Genomic DNA, 26,108 nt, shown 5'->3' with positions numbered 1-26,108 from the left:
GGAGACAAGCCATGAACCGCATCACCAGGGTTGCCGCAGCGTGCGCGCTGGCCGCCGCCTTCCCTGCAGCCTGGGCCCAGGCCTGGCCGGCGCGCCCCGTCAACCTCATCGTGCCGTTTCCCGCAGGCGGCACCACCGATGTGCTGGCGCGCGCGCTGGGCCAGGAGCTGTCCAAAAGCCTGGGCCAGCCCGTGGTCGTGGAAAACCGCCCCGGCGCGGGCGCCACCCTGGGCGCCGACCATGTGGCCAAGGCGAAACCTGACGGCTACACCCTGCTCATGGGCGCTGTGCACCACACCATTGCCACCAGCGTCTACCGCAGGCTGGGCTATGACTTCCAGAAGGACCTGGCGCCCATCACCGTGGTGGCCGTGGTCCCCAATGTGCTGGTGGTCAATCCGCAGGTGCCCGCCAAAACCGTGCCGGAGCTGCTGGCCCAGGCCCGCGCTCAGCCCGGCAAGCTGGCCTATGGCTCCAATGGCGCGGGCACGGGCCAGCACCTGATCGGCGCGCAGTTCGAGTCCATGGGCGGCGTGCAGCTGCTGCACGTGCCCTACAAGGGCAGCGGGCCGTTGACCACGGATCTGCTGGGCGGGCAGATCGCCATGTCCTTCGATACCGTCACGCCTGTGCTGCCCCACATCAAGGCCGGCAAGCTGCGCGCGCTGGCCGTGACCACGGCCAAGCGCTCGGTGGCCCTGCCCGATGTGCCCACGCTGGACGAGGCCGGCCTCAAGGGCTTCGACATGGGCACCTGGTTCGGCGTGCTGGCACCGGCCGCCACGCCCCGGGAGGTACTGGCGCGGCTGGGCGCGGACATGAACCGCATCATCGAGTCCCCGCAGTTCCGCAGGAAGATGGAAGAGATAGGCGCCGAGCCCATCGGCGGATCACCGGAGCAGATGGCGCGCCAGATCCGCGACGACACCGACCGCTTCGCCAGGCTGGTCAAGGACGCCAAGGTGGCCCTGGATTGAGTTGAGTTGGCACGAGGAACGAGGCCGGGCGAATCAGTTGTGACTTGACCGCATGCCACCGCCGGTGCAGGAAATTCCATAATGCCCGGCGGAGACAACACACCATGACCAGCACCACGGACCTGCACCTCACCGATCCCCAAGCCTTTCTGCTCGACCTCTACCGCGCTGCGGTCAAGGATGCGCAGCCCCTGTACAGCATGGCCCAATGCCTGCCAAAGCCTCCCAAGGGCCGCACCCTGGTGCTGGGCGCGGGCAAGGCCGGCGGCTCCATGGCCCAGGCGCTGGAGGCGCTGTGGCCAGCGGACGCGCCGCTGTCCGGCCTCGTGGTCACGCGCTACCACCACATCCCGCCGCGCCCCGAAGGCCTGGCGCAGCGCATCGAAGTGGTCGAGGCCGCCCACCCCGTGCCCGATGCGGCAGGCCTGGCCGCCGCCGAACGCATCCTCGCGCTGACCGAAGGGCTGACCGAGGACGACCTCGTGCTGTGCCTGATCTCGGGCGGCGGCTCGGCCCTGCTGACCCTGCCGGCCGAAGGCATCGACCTGGAGGAAAAGCAGCGCATCAACCGCGCCCTGCTGGAAAGCGGCGCCGCCATCGGCGAGATGAACTGCGTGCGCAAGCACCTGTCGCGCATCAAGGGCGGGCGCCTGGGCGCGGCCTGCGCACCTGCGCGCGTTGTCACGCTGACCATCAGCGACGTGCCGGGCGACGACCCCTCCATCATCGCCAGCGGCCCCACCGTGCCCGATGCCAGCAGCTGCGCCGACGCGCTGGCCATCCTCGCGCGCTACCGCATCGAAGTGCCCGAATCCGTGCGCCGCGCGCTGGAGGCAGGCGAGCTGGAAACCCCCAAGCCCGGTGACGCGCGCTTCGACGGCCACGAGGTCCACATGATCGCCACGCCCCAGCACTCGCTGGAGGCGGCCGCACGCGTGGCCGAGGCCGCAGGCCTGCGCACCCATGTGCTGTCCGACGAGATCGAGGGCGAATCGCGCGAGGTCGCCAAGGTCCACGCCGCCCTGGCGCGCGCCGTGGCCCGCCACGGCCAGCCGTTTGCAAAGCCCTGCGTGATCCTGTCCGGCGGCGAGACCACGGTCACGATCCGGCAGCGCCCGGCCGGCACGCCCAAGGGGCGCGGCGGCCGCGCGGGCGAGTTCTGCATGGGCCTGGCCCAGGCCCTGCAGGGGCAGGACAAGGTCTGGGCGCTGGCGGCCGATACCGATGGCATCGATGGCGTGGAAGACAACGCGGGAGCGCGCGTGTCGCCGGATACGCTGGCGCGGGCCCAGGCCCAGGGCATGCGGATTGCCGAGTACCTGGACCGCAATGATGCGTATGGGTTCTTTGATGCGCTGGGGGATCTGGTGGTGACCGGGCCCACGCATACCAACGTGAATGACTTCCGGGCGATTCTGGTTCTTTGAGAAGATCCGGGCCGTAGCCATTAGGGGCGTTGGCGTTCGCTTTTACCTTTTCTGGCTATGGCCGAAGTCGACGGTCTCCCCGGCGTTCAGGCAGTTCTGAACATGGTTCATGACTGACTGAATGCCGGCTTCCTGCGCCTCGGGGTTGCCCGGCATCTGCGAGGCCAGGCGGGTCGCCGCTGCATGGATGACCTTGTATGCCGCTTCAAGCTCGGGGTACTCATGCAAGGCTTCCCGCTCGTTCAACCGCTCGAAGGCCAAGGCGCGGCTCGGCCGTACTGCGTCGCGCAGCAAGTCGGGCAGGGGCGGATGGGCTTTCAGCCTGTCCTGCGTGCGCAGGATTTTTCGCATGGTGTTTTCGTGCTGCACGTGTGGCTTCGCCAGCTCGTTCACGCTGCGGTCGCGGGCGATATGGAGAAGATCTCGCCCGGTCTCGCTGTGTCCGAATCGTGCCCAATCGACCTCATATCCAGCTTCCCTGGCGAGCTGCCGGGTGAAGGTGCGAAGCGTGCGGCTGTTGCCATCGCTGAATGGATGGGCGTAGTCCAACTCGATGTACATCCTGGCAAGCCGTGCCGTGAATTCAGCGGTCTTCAAGCCGCGCAGCTCGTCGGGGCTGGCTTCTTCGAGGGCCTTGTCGAGTCTGGCCATGGCCGCGTCGTCCATGCGTGAATAGACGACATGGAAAGTGCCTCCCATGGTCGATAGGCCGCGCTGCTTCATCCAGTCCTGGCCATGGGGCACCTGTGTTCTGAATTCGCCAGGCGTGACCTCGTGGAAGCCGGCGTCCGGCAAGTCCTGGAAGATGCGATGGTGGACTGCCTTCAGGTGGGCAGCGTCGAAGCTGCCACGCACAGGCTCCAGTTCCAGCTCGACAAGCCGTTTGAATGTGTGATCGGCTTCGAGTTGCTGACGCTGCGCTGCAGTCAACGTGCTCGCGGATGCAGGCGGGAGCTCATCGCGCATTGACCTTCACCTGGACGAAATCGGCAAGCTGGATATCACCCCGGATAAATTGGCGTGCGCCGGTCTCAGCAGCTTCGGAAGGGGTGAAGCCTTCCAGCCCGACGGACGCGCGGGCGAAGTTGACGGCTGCTTCGCGCCGGCGTTTCTCCGTTGCGGAAATGGCGGCGTTCACAGGGCCGCTGACGCGTTCACGCGATTGGTTGACATAGGCGCGCATCAACTCGCGCAGCACTTGTGCTGCGGGGCGGTTTTCCAGCAAGGCGGCGTCGGCAAACTCCGAGCGCAGTTCGGGCTCGACACGAAATGTCATTTGCACTTCTTTGGACATGGCGGTCACCTCGCAAGACGGAAATCAGACATGCCGTTCGGGCGGCATTCCTATCAATGTACATACATTGCATTGCCAATGCGCAGCGCCTGGCCTCACGCCCCGCGCGGCAGCGTCTCCCACCATTCAGCATCGAACCGCCCCTGCAGGAAGGCGATGAAGGACTGCACCTTCTGCGGCACCAGGCGTGGCGAGGGGTAGACGGCGTGGATTTCCTGCTCGGGCAGGCGGCAGGTCTTGAGGACTTCGACCACGCGGCCGGCCTGCAGCGAGTCGTGGGCCACGTAGCGGGGCAGGGCGGCGATGCCCATGTGCGAGCGTGAGGCCGCCAGCAGGGCCGAGAGGTTGTTGGAGCGCAGGCGGCCGGTGACGGGCACGGACACGGGCTCGCCGCTGGCGTTGCGCAGGCGCCAGAGGTCGTTGCCCTGCACGCTGCTGTAGATCAGCGTGGCGTGCTCCTTGAGGTCCGAGGGGCGGCGCGGCGTGCCGCGCTTGCGCAGGTAGGCGGGCGAGGCCACCAGCACCCAGGGGTTCACGCCCAGCGTGCGTGCGCCCAGGCTGGAGTCGGCCAGCTTGCCCAGGCGCAGGGCCACGTCGATGCCGTTGGCCACCAGGTCGGTGTAGCGGTCCTCGAAGCTCAGGTCGATCTGCACCTGGGGGTTGTGCGTCATGAACTCCAGCGCCAGCGGGATCAGCACGCGCCGGCCGAAGGCCACCGAGCTGCCGATGCGCAGCTGGCCCTGCACCTGGGTCTGTCGCACCTGCACCACCTTGTCCGCCTCGGCCACGTCGTTGACGATGGTCTTGCATTTCTCGTAGTACAGCGCGCCCGCTTCGGTGAGGCTCACGCCACGCGTGTTGCGGTTGAGCAGGCGCACCTTCAGGCGCGTCTCCATGGCCGCGACCTGCTTGGTCACCGTGGGCTGGGTGGTGGCGAACTCGTGCGCGACCTTGGTGAAGCTGCCGGTCTCCACCACGCGCACGAACATGTGCATGGCATCGAGTCTGTCCATGGTGCTGTCTCCTTTTTCATTGATAGTTATTCCTGCACGGAATAAATTTTATGGTCTGTGCAGGCGTTCCGCCAACAGGCCCGTCTGCCTAGAGTTGTCTCCAGTTTGAAGGAGACCTCCATGGCGAAAATGAAAGCAATCGAAGCCGCAGTCCGCGTGCTGGAAAAAGAAGGCGTTACCGTCGCATTCGGCGTTCCCGGTGCCGCCATCAACCCGCTGTACGCAGCGCTCAAGGACCATGGCGGCATAGGCCATATCCTGGCGCGCCACGTCGAAGGCGCAAGCCACATGGCCGAGGGCTACACCCGCGCCGTGGCCGGCAACATCGGCGTGTGCATCGGCACCAGCGGCCCGGCCGGCACGGACATGATCACGGGCCTGTACTCGGCCAGCGCGGATTCGATTCCGATCCTGTGCATCACGGGCCAGGCGCCGCGCTCGCGTCTGCACAAGGAAGATTTCCAGGCCGTGGACATTGCCTCCATCGCCAAGACCGTGACCAAGTGGGCCACCACGGTGCTGGAGCCGGCCCAGGTGCCGCGCGCCTTCCAGCAGGCCTTCCACCTGATGCGCTCGGGCCGCCCCGGCCCCGTGCTGATCGACCTGCCCATCGACGTGCAGCTGGCCGAGATCGAGTTCGACATCGATACCTACGAGCCCCTGCCTGTCTACAAGCCGGCCGCCACGCGCAAGCAGGTGGAAAAGGCCATCGCCATGCTCAACGAGTCCGAGCGTCCGCTGCTGGTGTCGGGCGGCGGCGTGATCAACGCCGATGCGTCCGAGCTGCTGGTGGAGTTCGCCGAGCTGCTGGACGTGCCCGTGATCCCCACGCTGATGGGCTGGGGCACCATCCCTGACGACCACCGCCTGATGGCCGGCATGTGTGGCCTGCAGACCAGCCACCGCTACGGCAATGCCACCATGCTGGCCTCCGACTTCGTGCTGGGCATCGGCAACCGCTGGGCCAACCGCCACACGGGCTCGGTCGAGGTCTACACCAAGGGCCGCAAGTTCGTGCACGTGGACATCGAGCCCACGCAGATCGGCCGCGTGTTCGCGCCCGACTACGGCATCGTCTCGGATGCCGGCGCGGCGCTGCAGCTTTTCGTGGAGGTGGCGCGCGAGTGGAAGGCGGCTGGCCGCCTGAAGGACCGCAGCGGCTGGGTGGCCGAATGCCAGGCCCGCAAGAACAATGTGGAGTACCTGCGCAAGACCAATTTCGACAACGTGCCCATGAAGCCGCAGCGTGTCTACCAGTGCATGAACCGCAGCCTGGACAAGGACACCTGCTACGTCTCCACCATCGGCCTGTCGCAGATTGCCGGCGCGCAGTTCCTGCATGTCTACAAGCCGCGCAACTGGATCAACTGCGGCCAGGCCGGCCCGCTGGGCTGGACCGTGCCGGCCGCCCTGGGCGTGCGCGTGGCCGACCCGGCCCGCAAGATCGTGGCGCTGTCGGGCGACTATGACTTCCAGTTCATGATCGAGGAGCTGGCCGTGGGCGCGCAGTTCAAGCTGCCCTACATCCATGTGCTGGTCAACAACAGCTACCTGGGCCTGATCCGCCAGGCGCAGCGCGCCTTCTCCATCGACTACTGCGTGCAGCTGGCCTTCGACAACATCAATGTCGACGACAAGGAAGAGTCCAAGGGCTACGGCGTGGACCACGTCAAGGTGGTCGAGGGCCTGGGCTGCAAGGCCATCCGCGTGCACCGTCCCGAGGACTTCGCGCCCGCCATGCAGCAGGCCGAGGCCTGGATGGCCGAGCACCGCACGCCGGTCGTCGTCGAGGTCATCCTGGAGCGCGTGACCAACATCTCCATGGGCGCCGAGATCGACAACGTGATCGAGTTCGAGGACCTGGCCGCAGCGCCTGCCGACGTGCCCAGCGCCCTGGCCCTGCTGGATTGAAGCAAGGCACCCCCTGAGCGGCTGCGCCGCTTCCCCCTCTCTTCGGAGGGGGACGATGCCATCGCTGCGGGGCGGCCCTTGCCTGGCATTCCTGGCTGGCGCTGCGCCAATGCCTGCATGGCGGGCGGTGCAGGCAATCGGGGGTTCCGATTTCCATTGCCCCTTGGGCATTTTTACCGGCGGGCGCCTTGCGTGCCCTGCCGCTCCCAACCCACCAAACGACTACCGGAGACTTCTGACATGCCCCGTTTTGCTGCCAACCTCAGCATGCTGTTCACCGAGGTGCCCTTCCTCGACCGCTTCGAGCGCGCGGCGCGCGCCGGCTTCGAGGCCGTGGAATTCCTGTTTCCCTACGCCCACACGGTCCAGGAGATCAAGGAGCGCGTCGACGCCCACGGCCTGCAGATCGTGCTGCACAACCTGCCGGCCGGCGACTGGGATGCGGGCGAGCGCGGCATTGCCTGCCACCCCGACCGCGTGGACGAGTTCCGCGCCGGCGTGGCCAAGGCCGTGACCTATGGCCATGCGCTGGGCGTGCCCCAGCTCAACTGCCTGGCCGGCAAGGCGCCTGCCGGTGCCGATGCCGCGCTGCTGCGCCGCACCTTCGTGGACAACCTGCGCTTTGCCGCATCGGCGCTGAGCGCGGCCAATCTGCGCCTGCTGATCGAGCCCATCAACCCCTTCGACATTCCCGGCTTCTACCTGAACCGCACGGACGAGGCCCTGTCCATCCTCGACGAGGTGGGCGCGCCCAACGCCTTCGTGCAGTACGACATCTACCACGCCCAGCGCACCGAGGGCGAGCTGGCGGCCACGCTGCAAAAGCACCTGGCCCGCATCGGCCACGTGCAGCTGGCCGACAACCCGGGCCGCAACGAGCCGGGCACGGGCGAGATCAACTACCCCTTCCTGTTCGCGCACCTGGATCGCATCGGCTACCAGGGCTGGGTGGGCTGCGAGTACAAGCCTGCGCGCGATACCGAATCGGGCCTGGGCTGGCTGGACGCCCACACCAGCGTGCGCGCGGCAGTCGCCGCCTGAGCGCCGCCGGAGTTTTTTCTCAGCTTTTCAAAAACGACAAGGAGTACACAGCATGAATGCATCCTCTCTCAAGCTTGGTTTCGTGGGCCTGGGCATCATGGGCGCGCCCATGGCAGGCCACCTTCTGGCGGCTGGCCACCAGCTCTTCGTGAACACCCTGGGCAAGATCCCGGCGCAGATCGCCGAGAGCAGCGCCACCCAGTGCACCACGGCGCGCGGCGTGGCCGAGCGGGCCGACATCATCTTCCTGATGCTGCCCGACACGCCCGATGTCGAGAAGGTGCTGTTCGGCGAGGACGGCGTGGCCGCCGGCCTCAAGGGCAGCAGCGGCAAGGTGGTGGTGGACATGAGCTCCATCTCGCCCGTGGCCACCAAGGACTTCGCTCGCCGCATCGAGGCCATCGGCGCCCAGTACCTGGATGCGCCGGTCTCCGGCGGCGAGGTGGGCGCCAAGAACGCCACCCTGTCCATCATGGTCGGCGGCCCCGAGGACGTGTTCGCGCGCGTCAAGCCGCTGTTCGAGCGCATGGGCAAGAACATCACCCTGGTGGGCGGCAATGGCGACGGCCAGACCGCCAAGGTGGCCAACCAGATCATCGTGGCGCTGAACATCGAGGCGGTGGCAGAGGCCCTGCTGTTCGCATCGCGCGCCGGCGCCGACCCGGCCCGCGTGCGCGAGGCGCTGCTGGGCGGCTTTGCCTCGTCCAAGATCCTGGAGGTGCATGCCGAGCGCATGATCAAGCGCACGTTCGATCCGGGCTTCCGCATCTCGCTGCACCAGAAGGACCTGAACCTGGCCCTGAGCAGCGCGCGCCAGCTCGGCGTGTCCCTGCCCAACACGGCCCAGGCCCAGGAGCTGTTCAACAGCTGCGTGGCCCACGGCGGCGCGAACTGGGACCACTCGGGCATGGTGCGTGCGCTGGAGATCCAGGCCAACTTCGAGGTCGGCCAGAAGGTCCCGGCCTGATGCCGCGCAACTGACAACGCGATTGGTGGGAGGGCGGCCTTGCGCCGCCCTGTTGTGAAAAGCCGCGCTCGGCAACGGGCGCGGCTTTTTCTTGCTTCAATAGCCCAGTGTCTGCCCGTCGGGGTTGCGCGGGTCGGAGGCGCCGTAGAGCATGCCGTCGCGCAGCTGGATGGTCTGCGTGCGGCCCATGGATGCCTTCACGGCAACGTTGTGGCCGCGCGACTTGAGCAGGGCCACGGTGTCGGGGCTGATGCCCTTTTCCACGCGCAGCTCATCGGGTGTCCACTGGTGGTGAAAGCGCGGCGTGGCGGCGGCCTCGGCCGGGTTCATGCCGAAGTCGATGGTATTGACCACGGTCTGCAGCACGGTGGTGATGATGCGCGCGCCGCCGGGGCTGCCGGTGACCAGCACGGGCTTGCCGTCCTTGAGCACCATGGTGGGCGTCATGGACGACAGCGGGCGTTTGCCTGCGGCCACCGCATTGGCATCGCCGCCGACCAGGCCGTAGGCGTTGGCCACGCCGGGCTTGGCAGAGAAGTCGTCCATCTCGTTGTTGAGCAGGATGCCCGTGCCCTTGGCCACGATGCCGCTGCCGAAGTTGGTGTTCAGCGTATAGGTCACGGCCACGGCGTTGCCCATCCTGTCCACCACGGAGTAGTGCGTGGTCTGGTCGCTCTCATAGGGCTGGGGCTTGCCGGGCTTGATGTCCTTGCCGGCGCGCGCCTGGTAGGGGTCGATGCCGGCGGCCAGCGCCTCGGCGTAGCGCTTGGACGTCAGGCCCTTGAGCGGCACGGTCACGAAGTCCGGGTCGCCCAGGTATTCGGCCCGGTCGGCATAGGCCAGCTTCATGCCTTCGGCCATGTAGTGGATGCTCTGTGCGCTGTTGGCGCCCCACTGGTTCATGGGCCAGCGTTCCATCATGTTGAGGATCTGGATCAGGTGGGCGCCGCCGGAGGACGGGGGCGGCATGGTCACGATCTCGTAGCCGCGATAGGTGCCGCGCACGGGCTCGCGCTCGACCACCTTGTAGTTCTTGAGATCCTGCAGCGACAGGGCGCCCGCATGCGGCGCCATCTCGGCCGCGAGCTTGCGGGCAATGGCGCCTTCGTAGAACACCTTGGAGCCCTGCTGCCCGATCAGGCGCAGCGACTGCGCCAGGTCCTTTTGCACCAGGCGGTCGCCGCGCTTGAGGGGCTCGCCGTTGCGCCAGAAGATGGCCTGGGTGGCGGGCCACTGGCCCATGTTCTTCTTTTCCTGCTCCAGGATCTTGGCCAGGGTCTCGCTGACCGTAAAGCCCTTGTCGGCCAGCTTCACGGATGGCGCAATCACCGTGGACAGCGGCAGAGAGCCCCATTTCTTCAATGCATGCTCCATGCCGGCCACGGTGCCGGGCACGCCCACGGCGTAGTGGGTGTACAGCGACTTGCCGTCAATGACCTTGCCGTCCGCGCCCACGTACATGTCCCGCGTGGCCTTGGAGGGTGCGACCTCGCGGAAGTCCAGCGCAATGTTCTTGCCGCTCTTGGCGTCGTGCACGATCATGAAACCGCCGCCGCCGATGTTGCCGGCATTGGGCAGGGCCACCGCCAGCGCAAAGCCCATGGCCACGGCGGCATCCACCGCATTGCCGCCCGACTTCAGGATCTGCAGGCCGATGCGCGAGGCCAGCTCCTGCTCGCTGGACACCATGCCGTTCCTGGCCACGACGGGATGGAATACATCCATGTCGAAGTCATAGGCTGCACTGGCCGCCTGGGCTGCATTGCTTTGCGTGATGGGCGCTGCCGCCGGTGCAGGTGCTGCGGCCACCGGCGCTGGCGGCGCCGAGGCCGCGGGCGGCTGTGTGCTGCTGCAGGCGGCCAGGCTGGCAATGGCCAGCGCCAGGCTGGTTGCCAGCAAGGGGGAGCGAAATGGCATCGGTATCTCCTTGGCAGATGAAACAGTGGAACCGTTGAAATGAGCGAAAGTCCTTTGCCGCCCGGTATGCGATGGCCGCAGGGCCTGCAGCCGGGGCGGCGGCGGACCACAGTGTAGAAGCATGGCGTTGCAGGCCTGCCCACGGGCCGCTGCCGACGCCGAAAGTGCGGGTATCTGCCTAGGCTCGAGCTGCATGGCCCACTTCAAGGGCGTACAAGAACTGTATACACTTTGCGAATGCACGAGGGGGCCGCGAGTGCTGTCGCGCGCCGCGCTTCGTGCATCGACCAACCAATGACAACCGGGCGGGCCAGCTCCCGCCGCACAGGAGATTTCCATGGGCCTGAGCACCCACGTCCTCGATACCATGAATGGCTGCCCCGCAGCCGGCATGGCTGTCGCGCTGTATTCCACCGATGGCGACCAGGCCACGCTGATCAAGAGCCTGGTGCTCAACCACGACGGCCGCACCGATGCGCCGCTGTTCGACAACAACAGCCTCAGGCCCGGCACCTACCGGCTGACCTTCGACGTGGCGGCCTACTTCAAGGCCCGTGGCGTGCAACTGCCCGAGCCCAACTTCCTCAACAAGGTGAGCCTGGACTTCGGCGTGGCCCATGCCGACCAGCATTACCATGTGCCCCTGCTGGTCAGCCCCTGGAGCTATTCGACGTACCGGGGCTCCTGAGCCCTGGACTGCAGGCGCAGGCTGTCGGGGGATGGCCTGGAGTGAAACCTGAAATGACGAACGGCCCGCATTGCGGGCCGTTGCTTTTGCATCTCCAGCAAGCGTGCGGCCTACTTGCCCTTGGAATGCCCCATGGCCACGACCAGGGCCGAGATGAAGAAGAAGGCCTGCAGCTCCAGCGCCCAGCCTCCCGAGCTGTGCAGCTGCATCACCTGGCCCGTGTGCACCAGCGCGAAGGCCACGATCATGTTGACCGCAATCACCAGCGCCGCGGGCACCACCCACAGGCCCACCAGCAGCAGCAGCGGCGCCACCACCTCACCCAGATACACCGCATAGGCCAGCCAGCCCGGCGCGCCCGCGGACTCCACCATGCGCTCGATGCTGCCTATGCCGTAGCGGATCTTGGCCCAGCCATGAAAAAGCAGCAGGACCGCAAGCGTGACGCGCAACAGCACCATGGCTGCTTGGGGATGGTGAAAGTGGCTCCAGAACTTCATGAACTCCCTCGATGTGGATGGGCCCGGTGGGCCGGGTATTGCTGTGGGTGCATTCTGGCATCAGCGGGCTTTCGGTGTCGGCTGTGGCGGCCCGGAACGGGATTTTCAGACATTTCCTGCGGGCCTGTAGTCCTATGGCGCAACTTGTGACATGTCTCATCACAAGTACCGCAAAGCGGCCTAGCATCGTCCCCAGCCTGTCTCCGAAGCGGTTTGCGAGCACTGGTAGGGGTGCCCGGGACCGGGAGGCAAGGTGATCAATCCAATGAACCGATGGGGTCTCCCCAAAACGTCCAATCAAGAAAGGCAGGTTTTCCCATGCGTCAGTTTTCTTTGCGTACCGTCGTGATGGCCACTGCACTGGCGGCCGGCAGCGTGGCCATGGTCGGCTGCACCACCACCAAGCCGGAAACCCAGTCCGCGCCGCGTGCTGATTCCACCACCGTCAATGCGCGCGCCAACGCTGCGCTGGAGCGGCTGTACCAGACGGCGCCGGGCTCCAAGGAAATGGTGGCCCGCTCCAAGGGCGTGCTGATCTTCCCCTCGGTGATCGGCGGCAGTTTCGTCATCGGTGTGGAGCATGGCCGCGGCGTGCTGCGCATCGGCGGCCAGAACAAGGGCTTCTACAGCACCACGGGCGCCTCGGTGGGCTGGCAGGCAGGCGGCCAGTCCAAGGCTGTGATCTATGTGTTCAACACCCAGGAAGCGCTGGACAAGTTCCTGGCCAGCGACGGCTGGTCCGTGGGCGCGGATGCCACGGTGGCCGCAGGCAAGGTGGGCGCCAATGGCAGCGTGGACACCACGACCGCCCAGGGCCCCGTCACCAGCTACGTGCTGACCAACGCGGGCCTGGAAGCCGGCGTGTCGCTGCAGGGCTCGAAGATCACCAAGGTGGTCGAATGATCCCGGCCCTGAGGGGCCTTTGAACGAAACCGGCCTGCGGGCCGGTTTTCTTTTGTGCGGGCGGATCAGGCGCTGCCGGTTGCGCCGTCTTCACTGGCGGATTGCGGCGCAGCGGGCGCGAGCACGGCCTGCTCTATGCGTTCCAGGCGCTTTTCGATACGCTCCACGGCTTCGGCGCTCATCTTGATGTCGTAGATGCTCACGGGCTCTTCGCATTCCAGCGAAGGGTCCGTCGAGGCCGACAGGCGGCCCAGCAGGGGGGCCTCGAACGTGGTCTGCAGCCGGGCCACGACTTCGGCGTTCATGGAACGGCCGGTGCGCTTGGCTGCCTCCTCGACGAGGTCCTTGAGTTCCTGCGGCAGGCGCAGCTTGTACTGAGGATCGGTCTGTTTCATCGCCGGCAATCATGGACCGGAAAGGTATTGACTGCAAGGGACCTGATAGGTATTGTTGCTTCGGGACCAGCACGGTCCCGCGCAAGGGATGCCATGAAGACAGTGAAGCAATCGGGCCACAGCCATCAGGAACCCTCACCGCAGCACCAGGAGGTGCTGGCGGTGGATGCGTTGTGCCATATGGGAGCGGCCCTGGGCGTGCTGGAGCTGCATGCCGAACGCGCCGGCTCGGCCATGGTATGTGCCGCGCGTGATTTGCTGCGTGGCTACCACGCCAGCGCTGACCAGGCGGTGGCCGGCCTGCAGGCCGGCGACCGCTCGGCAGGCGTGCTGCCGCAGCTGTCGCAGGACCTGGGCTATGCCATCGAGGTCATCGATCGCGTGAACGATGACGCACCGGACGACCTGGTGCTCTATGCCGTGACCTGCCTGCTCAGAAGCGCCCGAAGCTTTGCCGACGGCCAGCCGTGCGCAGCGGCCTGAGGCTCAGAGCTGGCCCTCGGTCAGCGTGTCGAGCTGGAAGCGGCCGGACTTGTCCCAGAGCCAGGTATCGGTATAGGTGATGCGGGCGGCGCCGGCAGGAGCGGGGAAGGGCGCGGCGGCGCGCACCAGGCGCTCGATCTCGCTCACCACCTCGGGGGCATGGCCGGGCGCGCGCATCCAGTGCAGGCGCTGGACCTGGCCGTTGCGGTCGATCTGGACCTGGAGCACGCCGATCGCGTAGAGCATGGGTGGCAACTGGCCCTTGTAGATGCGATCGGCATTGCGCGCGTACAGATGGTTGGCGGCCACCTTGCGGTACTGCAGCTGTGCGCTGGAGCTGACGTCGTCGGAGCGCGGGCCGGGGCCGGGCGGGGACTTGCAGGCCGTGACCAGGGAGGCAATGGCGGCCATCAGGCCGGCCCACAGCCAGGGGCGGCCGGACCGTGGCTTTTGCACGGAACTGTGCTGCGTGGAATCAGGGGAATCGGGCATGATTGCGAGCGTATCCTGAAACACTGCGGCACCGGCAGTCGGAGCGCAAAACTCAAGTGCCGCAGCGGACAATCCCGCAACAAATTCCAACGAAGCCCGCAGGCGCCACGACGGGCTGTCAGGTGCGCCCATGTGGAGTGACACGTTCAACAAAGTCGAGCAGGGCCTTGCGCAGGGGCCGCTGTGCTGGGTCGAAGTGATGGACTCGCGAGGCTCCGTGCCGCGCGAGCGCGGCGCCTGGATGGCGGTGTTCGCCGACCGCGTGGCCGGCACCATCGGCGGCGGGCACCTGGAGTTCGATGCCATCGACAGGGCCCGCAGCCTGCTGCGCGGCTGGGCAACGCCTGGCGAGCAGGGTAGCCAGGGCGGCCAGGTCGCCACCGAGCACCAGCACCGCTATCCGCTGGGCCCCAGCCTGGGCCAGTGCTGCGGCGGCGTGGTGATGCTGAGGTTCGTGCTGGTGCCCCAGGGCCGCATGGACATGCTGCGCGAGCGGCTGCAGCCGCCGCGCGACTGCGTGGCCCTGTTCGGCGCAGGCCACGTCGGCCATGCGCTGGTGCGCCTGCTGTGCAATCTTCCCTACCGCGTGATGTGGGTGGACAGCCGCGATTCGGTCTTCCCCGAGGAGGAGCACGAGCTCGTGCAGTGCGAGTATTCAGACCCCGTGCAATCGGCCGTGGCCGATCTGCCTGTAGGCTCCCAGGTGCTGATCATGAGCTTCAGCCATGCCGAGGACCTGGAGGTGGTCGCCCAGTGCCTGGGCCGCCAGCGCCAGCACGGCGACCTGCCCTATGTGGGCCTGATCGGCAGCGCCACCAAATGGGCCACCTTCCGGCGCCGCCTGCGCGAGCGCGGCTTCAGCGATGCGGAGCTCGACCATGTGACCTGCCCCATCGGCGTGCCCGGCATCAAGGGCAAGGAGCCCGAGGTGATCGCGGTGGCCGTGGCGGCGCAGCTTCTGCAGCGGCGCAGCGCGGTGTCCGCGCGGAATCAGGGAAATCTCTAGTGAATTGATACTGCGCAAGCCGATGGGCTGGCGAAAAATTGCATACACTTTGTGTCTACGAAATGGTCGCAGCGGTGCACCGGCGGTATATCTACCGGGTGCGCGGCCTTTTTCTTCTGCTCAGAGCGCCCGCAGTGGTGAGCAGGTTGAACACCGGCGGCCCCCACGCTGCCAAGGTTGAGAGCTATGGAAAGCTACATTCTCGACTGGGCCAACCTGCTGTTGCGTTGGCTCCACGTCATTACGGCCATCGCCTGGGTCGGTTCCTCCTTCTATTTCGTCTTCCTCGACAGCAGCCTGACGCCGCCCGTCGATGACGATCTCAAGAAGCAGGGCGTCAGCGGCGAACTCTGGGCCGTGCACGGCGGTGGGTTCTACCACCCCGTCAAGTTCAATGTCTCCCCGCCCAAGCTGCCGGACCACCTGCACTGGTTCTACTGGGAAAGCTACACCACCTGGCTCAGCGGCTTTGCGCTGCTGACGGTGTCGTACCTGTGGAACGCCAAGATCTACCTCGTCAATCCGGCCGATCCCAATGCCATGGGCTCGGCTGCGGCCATTGCCTCGGCCCTGGCCTTCCTGGTCGTGTTCTGGCTGCTGTACGACGGCATCTGCCGCGTCTTCGGCCAGAAGAAGAACGGCGACGCCACGGTGGGCGCCATGGTGCTGGTGCTGGTGTGCATCGCGGCCTTCCTGGCCTGCCACATCTTCCCGGGCCAGGCCGCATTCCTGCTGATGGGCGCCATGCTGGCGACCTCGATGAGCGCCAACGTGTTCTTCTGGATCATCCCCGGCCAGCGCACGGTGGTGAAGGCCCTGAAGGAAGGCCAGCCCGTGGACCCCATCCACGGCAAGCGCGGCAAGCAGCGCAGCGTGCACAACACGTACTTCACGCTGCCGGTGCTGTTCGCCATGCTGTCCAACCACTACGGCTGGCTGTACAGCCATGAGCTGAACTGGCTGGTGCTGATCCTGATGATGTTCGCAGGCGCCGCCATCCGCCAGTTCTTCGTGATGCGCCACGGCTTCAAGCTGGGCCGCAATGCCCATCCCTGGCCCTACGCCCTGGTTGGCGTGCTGGTGCTGATCGGCACTGCCGTCTGGCTCAAGCCCGCGCCGGCGCCTGCCGCAGCGCCTGCGCCGGCTCCCGCCGCCGTGCAGTCGCCTGCCGCAACGACCGAGCCCGCAGCAGCGGCTCCCGGTGGTGACTCGGCAGCGCCGGCTGCGCCTGCAGCCCCTGCGTCCCCGGCTGCCGCCGCTCCTGCCGACGGCGCCGTCGGCTATGCCCAGCTCGCGCCCTTCTTGCAGCAGCATTGCGTGGTCTGCCACGGTGCCGCCCTGCAGCAAAAGAATGTGCGCCTGGACTCGCCCGAGCAGGTCAAGGCCCATGCCCAGCAGATCTACCAGCAGGTGGTGCAGCTGCGCAAGATGCCCTTCGGCAATCCGGGCGCCCTGAGCGATGACGAGCGCGGCATGGTCAAGCGCTGGTACGAATCGGGTGCATCGGTGAACTGATCATCCTGCCGCGCCCATGCGCTGCCAACCACCCGCCCGCAGTCTCGCAAGAGCCTGCGGGCTTCTTGTTTCAGGCAGGCCAGGCCGCTGCGGTACCGTGCAGGGCCGGATGCCGCGCTTCATCGTGCGGCGTGTGCAGCGCGATGGCGCCGCGCCCCGGCAGGCTTTGCGCCTTGGCCTGCTGCTTGGCCAGGGCCGCGAGGTTGGCGATGTCCTCGGGTGCCAGCAGGCTGCCCGGCGCGACGCGCACCACGCCGATGGACAGCGTGGTACAGGCAAAGAATCGCCGGATGCCGTGGCGGTCCTCGGCCCAGATGCCGCCGGCCTCGCGCGCCTGGTCGTCGAACAGCTGGCGCGCCTCGCCTGCGAAGGCGCCGACGATGTCCTCGCAGCGCCGCTGCCAGTCCTCGCTTTGCAGCAGCAGCATGAAGTCGTCCCCGCCCACATGGCCCACGAAGTCGCGCCGCGCGTCGCAGTGCGCCACGGCCAGCCGCGCCACCAGGCGGATCATCTGGTCGCCGCGCCAGTAGCCGTAGTGGTCGTTGAAGGGCTTGAAGTGGTTGAGGTCGGCGTAGCAGGCCACGAAGCCGGCGCCGCTGTCCAGCAGGCGCTGCATGTGCAGGCTGATGGGGATGTTGCCGGGCAGGAAGGTCAGCGGGTTGGCGTGGCGCGCGGCCTCGATGCGGGCCTCGGTCACGCGGCGCACCAGCTGCTCGCCCGTGCCCAGGCCCACATAGCGGCCGTTGTCGGTGACGATGAAGCCGTCGCTCAGGTAGCGCTGGTCCTGCGAGGTCAGGATGCCGACGAGCTGGTCCACATCGCAGTCCAGCTCCACGATGCGCGGCTGCACGTTGGCAAAGGCCAGGCAGGGCTTGCGTCCGTGGACTTCACGGAAGTACAGCGTGGCGTAGTGGTTCATGAACTGCTGGCGGTTGATGAGGGCCAGCGGCCGGCCGGCCTCCACGACGGCAATGGCGTGCAGCTGCTGCCCGGCCTGGAACAGCTCGGCCACCTCGTCGTTGCTGGCCGCCGGTGCCACGCAGGGCGCCTGCATCACCATCAGGTTGCGCAGCACGCCCGGGCGGGCGCTGTGGCCCTGGTGGGGCAGCACGGCCACGCGCGGGTCCTGCGCCACGCTCAGCGCCTGCGGGCTGATCTGCGGCTGGGCGGCTTCGGCGGGCCGGCCCAGCAGCCATCCCTGGCCGTACGCAATGCCCAGGTCGCGCAGGGTGCGCAGCTCGTCCTCGGTCTCTATGCCTTCGGCGATCAGCGTGGTTCCGAAGACCTCGGCAATGCCCTTGATGGCCTGCAGCAGCTGCAGCGTGGCCGGGCGCTGCTCGATCTGGTGGATGAAGTACTTGTCGATCTTGACGAAGTCCGGCTTGGCCTCGGACCACAGGCGCAGGCTGGAGCGGCCGTCGCCAAAGTCATCCAGCGCCAGGCGCGCGCCCGTGGCGTGCACGGCCTTGACGGCGGCGCAGACGGCGGGCATGTCGGTCACATGGTCGTGCTCGGTGATCTCCACCACCAGGGACCGCGCCTGCACGCCGAAGCCGCGCACCGTGTCCCCGACCATGCCGGGGCCGCAGACACCCACGGCCTGCACCAGCGCCTGGGCGCTGAGGTTGACGAACAGCCGGCCCGGCGCGCCCTGGCGGCCCCAGTCCTGCAGCGCCACGCAGACCGCCAGCAGCTCGAATTCCCGAAGAATGCCCTCGGCCGCAGCGCCCTTGAGCAAGGCGTCGGGCGTGTGCAACGGCATGCCCCGGGGGCCGCGGATCAGCGCCTCATGCGCATAGATGCTGCCGCTGCGCAAGTCGGCCAGCGGCTGGAAGACGCAGTACAGGCCGCCCGCGCGCATGAGCTGTGCCACGGGGCCTGCACCGGACCGCACTGCGGCCGACAGCACGGCCGCCGCAGCGGGCAGGCTGGCGAGCATCTGGGGATCGATCATGGGCTCAACTTTTCAGTTGGATACATTACGTTTCATTGGTGACATACTTGTGACAAGTATGCCGCCTGTCGGCGTGCGTGCTGGCGGCCGATTGACGTGGCTCAAAACGCGGCGGCTGCAAAGCCGGCAAAGTTGCGTGCATGTTCGCCCTGTCTTCCTTGCAAGCTTTCGCCTTCGCGCCGGGTTCCGCCCAGGTGTTGGCCGCGGGTACCTGGCTCAGGCTGCGTAGGCAGTCGCCGGATACGGTGATGTATCTGGAACGCGGTCGCGTGCTCCTGGGCATAGGCCAGGGTGGGCAGATGCGCCACCAGCTGGGTGTGGTGGAGGGGCCGGCCTGGCTGGATGCGGCCTTTGTGCTGCAGCGGCGCGGCAGCAGCCTGGACATGCTGGCCGACAGCGATGTCCGCGTGCAGCAGTTGCCCCAGGCCGACTTCCTGCAGGCCGTCTCGCAACTACCGTCTCCCGCCCAGCAACTGCTGCAGGACATGGCCCAGGCCTACTGCGCCCAGACCGAGCTGGCCGTGAGCCGCCTGTCCAAGGATGCCGAGGCACGCTGCGCACAGTGGTTGCTGCGCCATGCCATGCCGCACGAGGCGGGCGGCCTGCGCGTGACGCTGCACCTGCGCAAGCGGCTGATCGCCGCCCAGCTCGGCATTGCGCCCGAAACCTTCTCGCGCGTGCTGCGCCAGTTGCGTGAACATGGACTCATCGCGGGCCGGGGCAATGTCATCGATCTGCCCAAGCCTGCGGCGCTCGAGGTGCTGGCGGTAGGCTGATTCCCACGCCGCTGACGGGTGCCGGCCTGCAAGCGCCGGGACTTGCGGGGCGGGGTATCCACTGGTTCGCGGGTTCCACCCAGTGGGACGGCTTTCGGGTCTGCATATATTGAGGGCGTCATGTCACTGGACGCCCGTCGATCCCCCTTTTTCCAGGCGCTGCTGGCATCCCAGGATGCTCCGCAGGTGCCGGACTCGCCCTCGTGGCCGCGCGCGTCCACAGGCTGGGGCGCCATGCGCTGCACGGTGCTGGCGCTGGCCGCGGCGGCCGTGCTTGTGGTGGGCCTGGGCAGTGCCTGGTGGGTATCGCACAGCATGCGCCAGCAGACGCTGGAGCGCGCCATGGCCCGGCAGGCCGACGAGGTCGATACCGTGGCGCGCATGCTGGCCTCGCGGCTGGAGCAGCAGCAGCGCCTGCTGTGGGTGCTGGCCCAGGGCATGGCCGACCAGGGCGGCGACCCCAGCCGCCTGATGGGCGAGATGCTGCGCGGAGACGCATCCGTGCGGCTGTTCGACACATTGCAGCTGGCCGATGCGCGTGGGCAACTGCAATTGAGCCTGCGCGGCGGCCGCTCTGAGCCCCTGGTCGATCTGGACGAAGGCGTGCGCGACGTGATGCGGCGCAGCCTGGCCGATGGCAAGCCCGTGGTCTCCACCATGGTCCGCAAGGGGGCCGATCCCGCAATGATGGAGTTGCTGTACGCCGTGCCGCTGCGCGCCGGCAACGGCACGGTCAGCGGCGTGCTTTCGGCGGGCGTGCGCATGTCCGGCCAGGCGCTGCTGCCGCCCGGCATCGACCCTTCGCGCTCCGCAGGGCGGCTGCTGGTCATGCAGCGCGACGGGCAGATCCTGGCCCACTCCGATCCGTCGCGCTGGACGGCGCGCGCCGAGGCCGAGCCCGGCCTGGGCGCGGACTGGTTGCAGGACCCTTCCGCCGGCGGCCTGCAGGTGGGCCCCGATACCCAGCGCCGCGCCGGCTACCTGGTGACGACGGCCGGCATGCCGCTGCCGCAGTGGCTGGTGGTCAGGATCACCCCCGAGGAAGCCATTGCGCCCAGCCTGGCGCCGCGCGTGCTCTGGTGGCTGCTGGCAGCCGTCGCGGGGGTCACCGCGCTGCTGGTGCTGCTGCTGATCCTGGTCACCGAACCCATGGCCGCCTTGCATCGCAGTGCACGCCAATGGCTGGCGAGCCAGGGGCAGCTGATGGCCGAAGAGCCCGATCCCGCGCCGGAGCCGGCGCCAGGCCATGCCGAGGAAGGCGGCTGGCGCATGCCCTGGACCCATGCCTGGGGAGAGGCTTCCACGCTGTGGCAGGCCCTGCACCGCCTGGGCCAGATGGGCCAGGACCAGGCCCACGAGGTCGGCCGGCTGCAACTGCAGCTGCAAACGCTGATGGACTACGCGCCCGTGGGCCTGGTGGTCACGCATGCGGCGCATCTGGAGCTGGTGGGCCTGCAGGCCGCGCGCATGCTGGGATATCCGCCGCGCGAACTGCAGGGGCAGGCGATACGCCAGCTGTGCGCCTCCGACGCTGCGCACGCCCAGTTGCTGGAGCGTGTGCGCAAGGACCTGGACATGTACGGCCAGTTCGACAGCGAGCAGTGCTTTGTCCGCAAGGACGGCCGCCCCATCTGGGTGCGCCTGCACGGCCAGAGCCTGCAGCGCCTGCAGCGCGGCCTGGAGCCACGCGCCGTGGTGCCGGCCGATCCCACCCTGGTCTGGGTGGTCGAGGACGTGACCATGCAGCGCCTGGTGCGCGAGCAGCCGGGCTGGAAGGCCATGCACGATCCGCTGACCCTGCTGCCCAACCGCGAGGCCTTTGCCATGCGCCTGCATGAATGGCTGCAGGAATGCAGCGCCGCCCAGCGCCTGCCCGCCGAGGCGCTGCAGGAAGAGGCCTCCTCCTCGCAAGCCGACGCCGAGGTTGCTGCCGTGGCCACGGCCGCGGTCGAAGTCGCCATTTCTCCCATGCCGCACCATGGCGTGATCCTGTTCCTGGACCTGGACCACTTCGCCCACGTCAACCAGCAGGGAGGCCATGCGGCCGGCGACGAGGTGCTGTGCCACATGGCCCGGCTGATCGACAGCGTGGTGCGGCCCTTGGGCTGGGTGGCGCGCCTGGGCGGCGACGAGTTCGCCGTGCTGCTGGCCGGCGTCCCGGCCGAGCAGGGCATGCTGCTGGCGCAGAGCCTGTGCATGGCCGTGCAGGACTGGGAAGGCGCGCACGAGGGCCAGCGCTACCTGATGGGCGCCAGCGTCGGCATGGTGGTGCTCGATGCCCGCCAGCACACGGTCAGCAGCGCGCTGCGCTCGGCCGACATGGCCTGCTATGCGGCCAAGCGCAAGGGCCGCAACCGCGTCGAGGTGCTGGAGGCCGCATGAGCGCCGGGGCCGCGCCTCATTCGAAGGATTCGCTGAAGCGCCGCAGTCCCTCGGGATCGATCAGGGTCAATGCCCCATAGGAGACGCGGACCGCTCCGATGTCCTCCAGCTCTCCCAGGGTGCGATTGACGATCTGGCGCGACACGCCGGCCAGGCTGGCCAACTCCTCCTGCGACATGCCCAGGTGCCGGTTGCCGGTGTCCGGATACAGCCTCGAATCGGTCAGCTCCGAGATGCAGTGCGCCACATGGCGGCTGGAATGGTGCAGCCGCGCATGCTCGCAGCGGCCGATGAACTGGCCCAGGCGCGCATTGAGCTGGTCCAGCAGGAAGCGGTTGAAGCCGAGGCTGCGCTCCAGCAGCCAGTGAAAGGTGCTGGCCGGCATCAGTGCCACCAGCGTATCCTCGATCGCCGTCGCGTCGAACGGCCAGCATTCGTGCTTGAGCAGTGTGCCCTCGCCGAACCAGCAACCCGGGGTAAAGGTGGCCAGCGTGGTGCTGCGCCCGGTAGGCGACAGCGCATGGATCTTGACCGCTCCCTGGACGATGCCGGCCCAGTGGCCGGCCCGGTGCGTCTTGTGGCAAAGCGGGGCGCCGGCCGGTATGTGCCGCAACAGCACCTCCCGCCGCAACCTGAGCAGGTGGGCCCTGCTCAGGTGGGGCGCAAAGGGCGCGGACTTGAGGACGGCGTTGATCGTGGGCGGCTGCATGGTGCTTGATGCAAATCTTCAATGAAAGTCTGCTGCTTCATTGCATGGATTGGCACGCTGCAAACCCTGATCACCGGCCCCCGGACCCCTGCGGGACTTCGCGCAGGGTGCAGCTCAATCGTTGCGCGAGACCGGCGCAGGCCCGGCCTTGGTGCCCGCCGGGCCGGCACTGAAATCGGTCAGGAAGGCCGCCTCCTGGCTCTGGCCCGTTCCGGCCTGGCTCCAGTCGCACACTCCTGCCGCAAATACTGCGGCAAGGCGCTTTTGCTGGGCCGGGCTGAAGGTGATGCCGGCGTACTCCGGGCTGGTGAACGAAAGGGGCTTGAGCTGGCACTGGTAGATGTCCTCCGCGAGCGGACCTCCGGCCACCTGGCGTGGCGACAGGGTCGGCTTGAGGGGACAGGCTGGGTCGTCCAGGGCCAGGACTTTGTCGAGATCCGAAGGGGCGGCTCCCGTTGCGGCGATGCATCCATCCCTGACATCCGAAGGCCTGTTGCGCACCACTTTCTGTGCCAGCGCCGCGCCGGTGGTGTCGCGCTCCACGGCGGTCAGCCAGCGGTCCATCATGACAAAGGCCTCGCGTCGCATGGCAGGGGCGATCAGCAGCGGGACCATGCCCTTGCTGGCGCGGATCACGTGGTTGTCATGGTGGCCGTTGGCGGCATCCAGCCGTGCGCGTTGCTGCAGGCTGCGCCAGGTCATGTGGATGTCGCTGCCGCCCTCGGGCCGCAGGTCGATGATGGCCACCTGGGACAGGTTCCTGCCGTTGCTGGTGAGGCCACTGCTGTAGAGCCTGGGCAGCAGGCTGGCCACGGCCCGCTCGCGGGCTGCCGGCCTGGACGCAGTGCCGCCGGTCCAGTCCATGTCGTTGGTGTAGCTGCCGATGCCTTCGTTGAGCTGCACGAAAGCCTCCGCGTCGATGGCGCCCGACTGCAGTGCCTTGAGTCCGTACTGCAGGCCCGTGTTGTCATACGGCAGCTGCGGCTTGGTGTGGCCGTCGGTGTCCTTGAACGTCCCGAACACCGGGACCAGCATGTCGTGGATCGAGCAGCGCACGCCCTGGCCGCGTGTGCGCGGGTCGTAGACGATGGAGGCGGGAAAGCCCACGCCGCAGTTGTCGGGCAGCCGGGGGTTCTGGGGGGCGATGAAGCTCCCTACCCATTTGTCGCAGTAGCTGGCCGGATGGCCATTGATGGCGGCCTTCGCGGTGTCGCTCAGTGCCTGTCCTGCGGCCGTCCTGTAGTAGTTGGACAGCAGGCCGCAGTCGCGTGTTTCCATCCAGGTGGACACCGCATCGGGATAGCTCAGCCCCGTCTGTATGCCCTGCAGCAGACCCGGCATGGCGGAGGCGATCACTGTCTGCATCATGGAGCCACCCGAGTCGCCGTCGCCCATGGTGTAGCGCACTTCGCCGTAGTTCTCGATCAGGTGCTCCTTGATGCGCATCATGTTCTCGGCGGCCAGCAACTCGTTGTTGTTGTGCAGGTGGTTGGTCAGCATGGCTTTCACGACCATGTGGCCTGCCGCGAGCGCGTTGGGGTCGAACGGCAGGCTGCCGCTGAACTGGTCGAGGAGGTTGACCGCCGGCTCCTGGAAGCGATTGCCGGAAGCGGCTGCGCCGAATCGCCACAGCACCTTGCCGTTCCATCCCTTTTGCGGCTCCCAGGGCGTCCAGGCAAGCGCGGGGTCATGGTAGGCCAGGATCTGGTAGGTGCCGCGGCCCATGACGCCAGTTTCCATGCGCAGCAGGTGCTTGACCGTATCTCCGCGGTCGTTGGTGAAGTCGGCGATCTCGCTGTCGGCCGGGCGCTGCGATGGGTCGTAGGCCACATGACAGGGCGTGGCGCCTGCCGGACCCATCGTGCAGGCGCTGCCTTGCCTGGCCTTGGGCATGTAGTAGTAGGTGTACTGGGTCCTGGTATTGCACTGGACATCCACCGGATCGGTATCGAGACCGCTGACGCGCGTGGTCACGGTCGCCGAAAGTGCCGTGCCGGGCACCGAAACGGTGGCTTGCGCGCCATTGCGCGTGGCGCAGATCCACGGCGCGGTCTGCGGCCCGGCGAAGATGGGATCGCCCCGGCCATGGTTGGTGATGTCCAGCCGTGCCCTCGCGCTGCCGGCCGCCGTGGCGGTGAGGGTGTTGGCGCCCACCCTCAATCCCTCGACCCGGCCCAGAATCCGGCCATTGGCGCGCTGGGCGAACCGGGCGGTGACATCCGTGCCATTGAGCGCCACCTTCAGCGCACCGGGCGGGCTGCCCTTGGGCAGCACAATTTCAATATAGGCATTGCCGTCGCTGATCATGTCGGCCCGGTTGGACAGGCTGCGTATCTCGATGACACCCAGGCCTGAATCACCGCTGCCGCCGCAGGCGGTCAGCACACTGGCGAGCGTGGCTGCGGCCACCATGCCCGAAAAAGGGGTTGGCTGTTTCATCGTCTTGTCTCCTGCAATCCACTTCCTTTTGAAGCGATTTCATTGAATCACGCTAACAGTCTGCAAGTCTGTATAGGTTTGGACAATGGTTTGCCGGCGACTGGCTCGCATATTGCATGTGCTGCGTGCACAAGTGTTTAACCGCCCCTGCCCAGGGCATTCTTGGTGCTTGTATCTAGCTGGCGGGGGTCATGGCTGGGTTACGCTGCGGGCTCCCCATGACCTGCGGCGCGTCCCCGGCGCGACCGCTCTTTTTTTCGCTGATTGCTTCGCTACATGCGCGACCAGGCCCTGTTCGACAAGATTGATCTGCACCTGATACGGGTGCTGCACACGGTGCTGACCGAGCGCAGCGTCTCGCGTGCCGCATTGCGCCTGGGCATGCACCAGCCGGCGGTGTCCGCCGCGCTCAAGCGCCTGCGCGACCTGGCCGGCGATTCGCTGCTGGTGCGCTCGGGCGCGCACATGCAGCCCACCGAGGCCGGGCTGCGCATGGTGCAGCCGGCGGCCGACATCCTGCGTGCAGCCGAGGGTCTGTTCAGCGATGCGCGCCATTTCGATCCCCGCACCTCCACGCGCACCTTCCGCATCGCCGCCAGCGACTACCTGGACCCGCTGTTCCTGCCGCGCCTGGTGGCCCATCTCAAGACCGAGGCGCCCGGCTGCCCCGTGGACATCCTGGCCCTCAACGGCGACGCGCACTACGAGGTGCAACTGGCCCAGGGCGATGTGGACGTGGTGATCGGCAATTGGCCCGAGCCGCCGCAGGGCCTGCACATGGCCAGCCTGTTCGAGGACGAGGTGGTCTGCCTGGTCAGCCCCCAGCATCCGGCCGTGCGACGCGGCTGGGACGTGGCCCAGTGGCTGGAGGCCGAGCACATCGCGCCCACGCCCACCTACCCGGGCGCGCGCGGCGTGATCGACGACCAGCTCTCCCGCATGGGCCTGCAGCGCCAGGTGGCGGCGCGCTGCGCGCATTTCAGCCTGATTCCTGACATCGTGGCCACCAGCTTGCTGGTGCTGACCACGGGGCGGCTGTTCTGCGAGCGCTTCAGCCAGCGCCTGCCCCTGGTGATCCTGCCCTGCCCGGTGGAGTTTGCGCCGCTGGTGTACTACCAGCTGTGGCATGCCCGCACGCACATGGGCGCGTCCACACGCTGGCTGCGCGACGCCGTGCGGCAGGTGGCGCTGATGTCCCGTGCCCGCTAGGCGACGGCGATAGGAACCGCCTTTTGGGTGAACAAAGTGATGGCCGATATGAGGGCCGCCGAGGCGGTTTCAAGGACTTGTGTTCCAGTTTGTTGCAGAAATTGAAAGAC

23 protein-coding genes are annotated in these 26,108 nt (G+C 67.4%); 13 read left to right on the top strand and 10 right to left on the bottom strand.

The window, feature by feature from the left end:
- Positions 1-11 precede the first annotated feature (11 nt).
- Positions 12-977 (top strand): tripartite tricarboxylate transporter substrate binding protein, encoded by a 966-nt coding sequence (locus tag ACF8LI_RS21035; RefSeq protein WP_392412820.1) that lies wholly within the window; start codon positions 12-14, stop codon positions 975-977.
- Positions 978-1,081: 104 nt separating this feature from the next.
- Positions 1,082-2,404: a glycerate kinase gene (locus ACF8LI_RS21030; RefSeq protein WP_392412819.1), complete on the top strand. Its 1,323-nt coding sequence runs from the start codon at positions 1,082-1,084 to the stop codon at positions 2,402-2,404.
- 42 nt (positions 2,405-2,446) lie between these two features.
- Here ACF8LI_RS21030 and ACF8LI_RS21025 read toward each other — a convergent pair whose 3' ends face one another.
- From ACF8LI_RS21025 to ACF8LI_RS21015, 3 genes are all read right to left on the bottom strand, one after another.
- Positions 2,447-3,370, bottom strand: coding sequence for a Fic family protein (locus tag ACF8LI_RS21025; protein WP_392412817.1), 924 nt, complete (start codon positions 3,368-3,370; stop codon positions 2,447-2,449).
- Positions 3,360-3,698 carry an antitoxin VbhA family protein gene (locus ACF8LI_RS21020; protein ID WP_392412815.1) on the bottom strand — a complete coding sequence of 113 codons (339 nt, stop codon included), beginning with the start codon at positions 3,696-3,698 and terminating at the stop codon, positions 3,360-3,362. Before ACF8LI_RS21020 ends, ACF8LI_RS21025 begins: the two co-directional genes overlap by 11 nt.
- Before the next feature lie 95 nt (positions 3,699-3,793).
- Positions 3,794-4,711: a LysR family transcriptional regulator gene (locus tag ACF8LI_RS21015; RefSeq protein ID WP_016449783.1), complete on the bottom strand. Its 918-nt coding sequence runs from the start codon at positions 4,709-4,711 to the stop codon at positions 3,794-3,796.
- 120 nt (positions 4,712-4,831) lie between these two features.
- On the opposite strand from ACF8LI_RS21015, the gene gcl reads away from it, so the two are divergent.
- The 3 genes from gcl (at position 4,832) to glxR (ending at position 8,630) form a co-directional block, all read left to right on the top strand.
- Positions 4,832-6,622, top strand: coding sequence for a glyoxylate carboligase (gene gcl / locus ACF8LI_RS21010; protein ID WP_016449782.1), 1,791 nt, complete (start codon positions 4,832-4,834; stop codon positions 6,620-6,622).
- A 240-nt stretch (positions 6,623-6,862) separates the two neighbouring features.
- Positions 6,863-7,663 carry a hydroxypyruvate isomerase gene (gene hyi / locus ACF8LI_RS21005; protein WP_047217819.1) on the top strand — a complete coding sequence of 267 codons (801 nt, stop codon included), beginning with the start codon at positions 6,863-6,865 and terminating at the stop codon, positions 7,661-7,663.
- Positions 7,664-7,715: 52 nt separating this feature from the next.
- Entirely contained in the window at positions 7,716-8,630 is a 915-nt protein-coding gene (gene glxR / locus ACF8LI_RS21000) for a 2-hydroxy-3-oxopropionate reductase (protein WP_016449780.1), read from the top strand.
- Positions 8,631-8,726: 96 nt separating this feature from the next.
- On the opposite strand, the gene ggt is transcribed toward glxR, so the two are convergent.
- A complete protein-coding gene (gene ggt, locus ACF8LI_RS20995) occupies positions 8,727-10,547 on the bottom strand; it encodes a gamma-glutamyltransferase (protein ID WP_016449779.1) in 1,821 nt (606 codons plus the stop codon).
- Positions 10,548-10,884: 337 nt separating this feature from the next.
- Here ggt and uraH point away from each other — a divergent pair, with 337 nt between their 5' ends.
- Positions 10,885-11,235, top strand: a complete 351-nt coding sequence (gene uraH / locus ACF8LI_RS20990; RefSeq protein WP_016449778.1) for a hydroxyisourate hydrolase — start codon at positions 10,885-10,887, stop codon at positions 11,233-11,235.
- A gap of 110 nt (positions 11,236-11,345) precedes the next feature.
- Here the strand turns inward: uraH and ACF8LI_RS20985 are convergent, their stop codons facing one another.
- Positions 11,346-11,735 carry a DoxX family protein gene (locus ACF8LI_RS20985; protein WP_016449777.1) on the bottom strand — a complete coding sequence of 130 codons (390 nt, stop codon included), beginning with the start codon at positions 11,733-11,735 and terminating at the stop codon, positions 11,346-11,348.
- Positions 11,736-12,053: 318 nt separating this feature from the next.
- On the opposite strand from ACF8LI_RS20985, the gene ACF8LI_RS20980 reads away from it, so the two are divergent.
- Positions 12,054-12,638, top strand: coding sequence for a YSC84-related protein (locus ACF8LI_RS20980; protein WP_392412812.1), 585 nt, complete (start codon positions 12,054-12,056; stop codon positions 12,636-12,638).
- Between the two features lie 65 nt (positions 12,639-12,703).
- Here ACF8LI_RS20980 and ACF8LI_RS20975 read toward each other — a convergent pair whose 3' ends face one another.
- Positions 12,704-13,033, bottom strand: a complete 330-nt coding sequence (locus ACF8LI_RS20975; RefSeq protein ID WP_047217817.1) for an Arc family DNA-binding protein — start codon at positions 13,031-13,033, stop codon at positions 12,704-12,706.
- 93 nt (positions 13,034-13,126) lie between these two features.
- Here ACF8LI_RS20975 and ACF8LI_RS20970 point away from each other — a divergent pair, with 93 nt between their 5' ends.
- On the top strand, positions 13,127-13,516 hold the full coding sequence (locus tag ACF8LI_RS20970; RefSeq protein ID WP_017404032.1) for a hypothetical protein: 390 nt from the start codon (positions 13,127-13,129) through the stop codon (positions 13,514-13,516).
- 3 nt (positions 13,517-13,519) lie between these two features.
- Here the strand turns inward: ACF8LI_RS20970 and ACF8LI_RS20965 are convergent, their stop codons facing one another.
- Positions 13,520-14,008 carry a hypothetical protein gene (locus ACF8LI_RS20965; protein WP_392412810.1) on the bottom strand — a complete coding sequence of 163 codons (489 nt, stop codon included), beginning with the start codon at positions 14,006-14,008 and terminating at the stop codon, positions 13,520-13,522.
- Between the two features lie 130 nt (positions 14,009-14,138).
- On the opposite strand from ACF8LI_RS20965, the gene xdhC reads away from it, so the two are divergent.
- Together xdhC and ACF8LI_RS20955 are read left to right on the top strand one after the other, a co-directional pair.
- A complete protein-coding gene (xdhC, locus tag ACF8LI_RS20960) occupies positions 14,139-15,014 on the top strand; it encodes a xanthine dehydrogenase accessory protein XdhC (protein ID WP_392412808.1) in 876 nt (291 codons plus the stop codon).
- Positions 15,015-15,200: 186 nt separating this feature from the next.
- Positions 15,201-16,529 (top strand): urate hydroxylase PuuD, encoded by a 1,329-nt coding sequence (locus ACF8LI_RS20955; protein WP_047217816.1) that lies wholly within the window; start codon positions 15,201-15,203, stop codon positions 16,527-16,529.
- A gap of 70 nt (positions 16,530-16,599) precedes the next feature.
- Here the strand turns inward: ACF8LI_RS20955 and ACF8LI_RS20950 are convergent, their stop codons facing one another.
- Complete coding sequence (locus ACF8LI_RS20950; protein WP_250438794.1) at positions 16,600-18,483, bottom strand: phosphodiesterase; 1,884 nt, start codon at positions 18,481-18,483, stop codon at positions 16,600-16,602.
- A gap of 140 nt (positions 18,484-18,623) precedes the next feature.
- Here ACF8LI_RS20950 and ACF8LI_RS20945 point away from each other — a divergent pair, with 140 nt between their 5' ends.
- Positions 18,624-19,259, top strand: coding sequence for a Crp/Fnr family transcriptional regulator (locus ACF8LI_RS20945; RefSeq protein WP_016449769.1), 636 nt, complete (start codon positions 18,624-18,626; stop codon positions 19,257-19,259).
- 120 nt (positions 19,260-19,379) lie between these two features.
- Complete coding sequence (locus ACF8LI_RS20940; protein ID WP_392412806.1) at positions 19,380-21,641, top strand: diguanylate cyclase domain-containing protein; 2,262 nt, start codon at positions 19,380-19,382, stop codon at positions 21,639-21,641.
- A 16-nt stretch (positions 21,642-21,657) separates the two neighbouring features.
- Here ACF8LI_RS20940 and ACF8LI_RS20935 read toward each other — a convergent pair whose 3' ends face one another.
- Entirely contained in the window at positions 21,658-22,350 is a 693-nt protein-coding gene (locus ACF8LI_RS20935; protein WP_017404028.1) for a Crp/Fnr family transcriptional regulator, read from the bottom strand.
- A gap of 114 nt (positions 22,351-22,464) precedes the next feature.
- Complete coding sequence (locus tag ACF8LI_RS20930; protein ID WP_026062032.1) at positions 22,465-24,789, bottom strand: DUF6351 family protein; 2,325 nt, start codon at positions 24,787-24,789, stop codon at positions 22,465-22,467.
- Between the two features lie 276 nt (positions 24,790-25,065).
- Between ACF8LI_RS20930 and ACF8LI_RS20925 the strand changes: the two genes are divergently transcribed.
- Positions 25,066-25,998: a LysR family transcriptional regulator gene (locus ACF8LI_RS20925; RefSeq protein ID WP_016449767.1), complete on the top strand. Its 933-nt coding sequence runs from the start codon at positions 25,066-25,068 to the stop codon at positions 25,996-25,998.
- Positions 25,999-26,108: the final 110 nt, after the last annotated feature.

This window comes from Delftia sp. WSY_12, assembly GCF_043104645.1.
In the GTDB taxonomy this organism is placed as follows: domain Bacteria; phylum Pseudomonadota; class Gammaproteobacteria; order Burkholderiales; family Burkholderiaceae_C; genus Comamonas; species Comamonas tsuruhatensis.
The sequence above is the reverse complement of the archived record's forward strand: the minus strand, read 5'-3'. Positions and strand labels throughout refer to the sequence as shown.

What these genes read in the sequence shown, in the direction of transcription:
- ACF8LI_RS21035 (WP_392412820.1), top strand. Translation starts at nt 12, where the DNA reads ATGAACCGCATCACCAGGGTTGCCGCAGCGTGCGCGCTGGCCGCCGCC.
- ACF8LI_RS21030 (WP_392412819.1), top strand. Translation starts at nt 1,082, where the DNA reads ATGACCAGCACCACGGACCTGCACCTCACCGATCCCCAAGCCTTTCTG.
- ACF8LI_RS21025 (WP_392412817.1), bottom strand. Translation starts at nt 3,370, where the DNA reads ATGCGCGATGAGCTCCCGCCTGCATCCGCGAGCACGTTGACTGCAGCG.
- ACF8LI_RS21020 (WP_392412815.1), bottom strand. Translation starts at nt 3,698, where the DNA reads ATGTCCAAAGAAGTGCAAATGACATTTCGTGTCGAGCCCGAACTGCGC.
- ACF8LI_RS21015 (WP_016449783.1), bottom strand. Translation starts at nt 4,711, where the DNA reads ATGGACAGACTCGATGCCATGCACATGTTCGTGCGCGTGGTGGAGACC.
- gcl (WP_016449782.1), top strand. Translation starts at nt 4,832, where the DNA reads ATGGCGAAAATGAAAGCAATCGAAGCCGCAGTCCGCGTGCTGGAAAAA.
- hyi (WP_047217819.1), top strand. Translation starts at nt 6,863, where the DNA reads ATGCCCCGTTTTGCTGCCAACCTCAGCATGCTGTTCACCGAGGTGCCC.
- glxR (WP_016449780.1), top strand. Translation starts at nt 7,716, where the DNA reads ATGAATGCATCCTCTCTCAAGCTTGGTTTCGTGGGCCTGGGCATCATG.
- ggt (WP_016449779.1), bottom strand. Translation starts at nt 10,547, where the DNA reads ATGCCATTTCGCTCCCCCTTGCTGGCAACCAGCCTGGCGCTGGCCATT.
- uraH (WP_016449778.1), top strand. Translation starts at nt 10,885, where the DNA reads ATGGGCCTGAGCACCCACGTCCTCGATACCATGAATGGCTGCCCCGCA.
- ACF8LI_RS20985 (WP_016449777.1), bottom strand. Translation starts at nt 11,735, where the DNA reads ATGAAGTTCTGGAGCCACTTTCACCATCCCCAAGCAGCCATGGTGCTG.
- ACF8LI_RS20980 (WP_392412812.1), top strand. Translation starts at nt 12,054, where the DNA reads ATGCGTCAGTTTTCTTTGCGTACCGTCGTGATGGCCACTGCACTGGCG.
- ACF8LI_RS20975 (WP_047217817.1), bottom strand. Translation starts at nt 13,033, where the DNA reads ATGAAACAGACCGATCCTCAGTACAAGCTGCGCCTGCCGCAGGAACTC.
- ACF8LI_RS20970 (WP_017404032.1), top strand. Translation starts at nt 13,127, where the DNA reads ATGAAGACAGTGAAGCAATCGGGCCACAGCCATCAGGAACCCTCACCG.
- ACF8LI_RS20965 (WP_392412810.1), bottom strand. Translation starts at nt 14,008, where the DNA reads ATGCCCGATTCCCCTGATTCCACGCAGCACAGTTCCGTGCAAAAGCCA.
- xdhC (WP_392412808.1), top strand. Translation starts at nt 14,139, where the DNA reads ATGTGGAGTGACACGTTCAACAAAGTCGAGCAGGGCCTTGCGCAGGGG.
- ACF8LI_RS20955 (WP_047217816.1), top strand. Translation starts at nt 15,201, where the DNA reads ATGGAAAGCTACATTCTCGACTGGGCCAACCTGCTGTTGCGTTGGCTC.
- ACF8LI_RS20950 (WP_250438794.1), bottom strand. Translation starts at nt 18,483, where the DNA reads ATGATCGATCCCCAGATGCTCGCCAGCCTGCCCGCTGCGGCGGCCGTG.
- ACF8LI_RS20945 (WP_016449769.1), top strand. Translation starts at nt 18,624, where the DNA reads ATGTTCGCCCTGTCTTCCTTGCAAGCTTTCGCCTTCGCGCCGGGTTCC.
- ACF8LI_RS20940 (WP_392412806.1), top strand. Translation starts at nt 19,380, where the DNA reads ATGTCACTGGACGCCCGTCGATCCCCCTTTTTCCAGGCGCTGCTGGCA.
- ACF8LI_RS20935 (WP_017404028.1), bottom strand. Translation starts at nt 22,350, where the DNA reads ATGCAGCCGCCCACGATCAACGCCGTCCTCAAGTCCGCGCCCTTTGCG.
- ACF8LI_RS20930 (WP_026062032.1), bottom strand. Translation starts at nt 24,789, where the DNA reads ATGAAACAGCCAACCCCTTTTTCGGGCATGGTGGCCGCAGCCACGCTC.
- ACF8LI_RS20925 (WP_016449767.1), top strand. Translation starts at nt 25,066, where the DNA reads ATGCGCGACCAGGCCCTGTTCGACAAGATTGATCTGCACCTGATACGG.